Origin of the sequence: Micromonospora sp. ALFpr18c, from assembly GCF_008868155.1 — a bacterium.
Classification (GTDB): Bacteria; Actinomycetota; Actinomycetes; order Mycobacteriales; family Micromonosporaceae; genus Micromonospora.
Window position 1 is genome coordinate 1 of the sequence record NZ_WBKR01000319.1, and the last position, 3934, is coordinate 3934.

Consider the following 3934-nt stretch of genomic DNA (forward strand, 5'->3'; position numbering starts at 1 on the left):
ACCGAAACACGTCGAAGGCACCCGCGCGAAGCTGAAACGCATGGTCAACCGCCAGGTCCTCACCGAAGACGAGCCCGGAGTATTCACCCTCGCCCAGAAACGGACCTAACACTCCGAACCACCCTCTGAGAAACCGCCTGACGGCCATCGACTCACAGACAGCCGGAGCACCTTGACTGAGAAAACCTGCCAGTCGGAGCAGAAACATTGAGAAAAGAGCAGGTCAGATGAGAAAGGACAGGCCAGCCGAGCGGACAGGAATCGGTTGTCAGACATTCGTGAGATCGCTATGTGTTCGCCACAGCTCACAAACACCGGTTTGAGGGTGTCAGCGCACCACGGCGCGGCGCGGAGCCGACACCACATGAGCGAGCACACGCCGCAGCACCACAACCCGCAGCACGATCCCATCGTCGACACCGGCCTCCTGGCCGGGGTCGACCCGACACCGACCGACCTGGTCGCCGGCGACCCGCCGGTACCGCTCACCGTCTGGCGCACCGCCCGCACCCCGGGCGACGCCGGACGCAGCATCGGCACCCGACTGGCCGACCGCCTCATCGCCGCCTACAGCCGCCCCGGCGAGGCGGTCGTCGACCTCACCACCGACCACGCCCTCACCTCCACCTGTGCGGCCGGGGCCCGCCGGCACCACCCGGCGTGGTTCACCGACGCGTCCAGCCTCATCATCGGCCCGGCCACTCCCGTCCCGCTCGCCAGCGGGATCACCGGCGACGCGGACGAGGAGGAGGACCTGCCGGAGATGGGCGCCTGGTTCGGGGACGACCTCACCGACCCGGACCTGCACCCACCGGCCGACACGGTCGCCGGCCTGCCGTCCGGCGGCTCCCTGCAGCAGGCAACCAGTCTCGTGGTCGCCTGCTGGCCCCTCGACCCCAACGCCGCTACCAACCGGGTCCGGTTGGCGTGGCTGCTGGCCGCCTGCGCCCAGCTGCTGCAGCCGGGCGGCTGCCTGATCCTCGTCGTCACCGTCCCGGCCGGCACCACCGCCGGCCCGGAGGACTTCTCCGGCGTGGTCCAAGCCGCCGCTGGCCTCGGACTGGGCTACCTGCAGCACCTTGTCGCGGTCACCGCCGACACCGACGGGGACGCGTTCGTCTACCACGTCACCGACGAGGAACTGCTCACCCTCACCACCGCCGTGAGCGACCGGTGGCGGGTGGCGCACCTGCGGATCCACGCGGACCTGATGGTGTTCAGCCAGACCCAGCGCCCGGCCCCCCGCCGGAACGGACGCGAGGGCGGTGGTCGCCGTGGCTAGGCACCGCGCACACACCCCCGAACCGTCCCACGAGCAGACCACGACCACTGCCGCCACGAGCCCCGACCCGATCGGACGCCACCGGGCTACTCCCGGCCCGGAGGGCCTGTCGGTGTGGGCGACCGCCCAGTCCACCGGCCCCGTCCAGCGCCGCGGCCGGTACGTCCGCGAGTCCGTGCAGCACCCGGCACGGATGCTCCCCGCGATCGCCGCGCACGCCGTCACCGCCTACACCAAGCCCGGGGACCTGGTGCTGGACCCCATGTGTGGGATCGGCACCACCCTGGTCGAGGCGATCCACGCCGGCCGCGACGCGATCGGGGTGGAGTACGAGTCACGCTGGTCCGACATCGCCGACGCCAACATCAAGCACGCCCACACCCAGGGCGCGACCGGCCGCGCCGGCGTCATCCGCGGCGACGCCACCAGCATCCTGTCGCTGGTGCCGGCGGCCCTGACCGGGCAGGTCGCCCTCGTGGTGACCTCGCCGCCGTACGGGCCGACCGTGCACGGCCTCGTCCGGCCCGGCGCCGACGGGGTGGCCAAGTTCGACAACGCCTACAACGACGGCACCGACCGCGGGAACCTCGCCTACCGCGACCTCACCGGACTCGCCGACGGGTTCGCCCAGATCCTCGCCGGCTGCCACACCCTCCTGCGCCCCGGTGGCGTCGTCGTCGTGACCGCCCGACCGTGGCGCAAGCACGGCGAACTGGTCGACCTGCCGTCGGCCGTCATCGGCGCCGGCATCCGCGCCGGCCTCACCCCTGTGGATCGGTGCGTGGCGCTGCTCGCCGCCGTCCGCGACGGCGGTCTCGTCGCCCGCCCGTCGTTCTTCCAACTCCAGGCCGTCCGCAAGGCGCGGGCCGCTGGCACCCCGATGCACCTGATCGCGCACGAGGACGTCCTCGTGTTCATCAAGAGCCAGACCGACTCGGGTTCAGGAAGCCTGGGGGACACCCTCGGGGGAGGGGTGGTCGCGTGAGTGCGCCTGCCCACCGCCACCCGAGCCGCGCGGCGGGAGTGCACAGCTGCTGCCTTCTGCGGTTGGCCGCGCGCGGTGAGACTCCGACGCTCGACGCCGGGGAGGTGCGTGATTGACCATCGACCCGCACCGCGCATCGGATCGCTGTGCACCGGCTACGGCGGTCTCGACATGGCCGTCGAGCTGGTGCTCGGCGGCCACCTCACCTGGTACGCCGAAACCGATCGGCACGCCCGCACCGTCTGTGCCCACCACTGGCCCGGCGTGCCCAACCTCGGTGACATCCGCGCCGTCGACTGGACCCGCGTTGGACCGGTCGACGTTCTCACGGCCGGGTTCCCGTGTCAGGACATCTCCAACGCGGGCAAGCGTGCTGGCATCACCGGAGAGCACTCCAGCCTGTGGAGTGCTGTCGCCGACGCCGTTCGCGTGCTTCGACCGCCGCTCGTGTTCGTGGAGAACGTCGCCGCGCTCCTGCGGCGAGGTTTCGACGTTGTCGAAGCCGACCTGGCCGCGATCGGGTACGACACGAGGTGGACGTGCCTACGGGCGTCCGACATCGGCGCCGCCCACCGCCGGGACAGGCTGTTCCTGTTGGCCGCGCCTGCCGGACGACTGGGAGGGGGTGCGGACGCTGCCGACACCGTGCGCCCGTGACGGCAAAGGCCCCGGCCACCAGCACGGGCTGCCCGATCTCATCGAACCGTCAGGCTCCACCCACGGCCTCCTGCTCACCCCCACCGCGGGGCGCATCGCTCCCGCCGGTCACCACGGGCATACGCGGGCCGGTGCCGCGCGGCTGCTGCCCACTCCCAGGGCGAGTGACACCGGTACTCCCGGACGACGCGCGGGGGCCGGGTTCCGGCCCCCGCTGTCGCAGGTGCTGCTGCCCACCCCACGGGCCACCGACGGCGCGAAAGGCTGCCCAGGGCAGCGCGGCTCGCACGGCGACCTCACCCTCCCTTCCGCGGCGGTGCGGGTCCCGGCCCGTACCCTGCCCACCCCGCGCGCGTCCGACGGGCGCGGTCCCGGGCGGCACGGCGACGGCGGCGCGGATCTGCGCACCACCATCGCCGGGCTCGGGCGGCCCGACGAGCAGCGGTGGGGCGGCTACGCCGACGCGGTCGCGCGCTGGGAGCGGCTGCTCGGCCGGCCCGCACCGGAACCCACGCAGATCGGCCGGCACGGCAAACCCGTCCTCGCACCCCGGTTCGTGGAGTGGCTCATGGGCCTCGACCCAGGCCACGTCACCGAACCTCACCTGGGGCTGCCGCGCACTCGCGCGCTGCGGATCCTCGGCAACGGCGTCGTCCCCCAACAGGCAGCCGCCGCCCTGCGGCTGCTGCTGTGCCCGTACAGGTGGTAGCGGGAGAAGGCCCCTTGGTCTATCGACGTGGCCAGTGATGGCGCGCCGGCTGAGGCCAGGGTGCCAGTGAGTTCCCGCTAACCGGCATCGGCGTGCTCCGTGCCTCCACGGCCTCGCTCCGCAGGCGGCACCGCCAGTCCGACGTGACGGCGGTGCCGCCTGCGGAGAGCCAGCCCTCATCTGAAACCCAGGACCCCACCGCCCCTGCGGCTGGCGGTCCGAGACTAGGAGTCAAGCCCATGCGATCAGCACGACGAACCCGCAACCCCGCCCCCGCCGCCAACCCCCACAGCGACGACGC

The 3934-nt window shown here is 72.4% G+C and carries 4 protein-coding genes; all 4 read left to right on the forward strand.

Features of this window, described 5'->3' with window-relative positions:
* Positions 1-364 precede the first annotated feature (364 nt).
* Entirely contained in the window at positions 365-1282 is a 918-nt protein-coding gene (locus F8271_RS30350; RefSeq protein ID WP_151493223.1) for a hypothetical protein, read from the forward strand.
* The gene (locus F8271_RS30355; protein ID WP_151493224.1) at positions 1266-2267 is read left to right on the forward strand and encodes a TRM11 family methyltransferase; all 1002 of its coding nucleotides are present in this window, start codon (positions 1266-1268) and stop codon (positions 2265-2267) included. Before F8271_RS30350 ends, F8271_RS30355 begins: the two co-directional genes overlap by 17 nt.
* Before the next feature lie 108 nt (positions 2268-2375).
* Positions 2376-2924, forward strand: a complete 549-nt coding sequence (locus F8271_RS30360; RefSeq protein ID WP_151493225.1) for a DNA cytosine methyltransferase — start codon at positions 2376-2378, stop codon at positions 2922-2924.
* A gap of 223 nt (positions 2925-3147) precedes the next feature.
* The gene (locus tag F8271_RS30365; RefSeq protein ID WP_225854875.1) at positions 3148-3633 is read left to right on the forward strand and encodes a hypothetical protein; all 486 of its coding nucleotides are present in this window, start codon (positions 3148-3150) and stop codon (positions 3631-3633) included.
* Positions 3634-3934 lie beyond the last annotated feature (301 nt).

Coding starts and splice junctions, on each gene's coding strand:
- F8271_RS30350 (WP_151493223.1), top strand. CDS start 365: ATGAGCGAGCACACGCCGCAGCACCACAACCCGCAGCACGATCCCATC.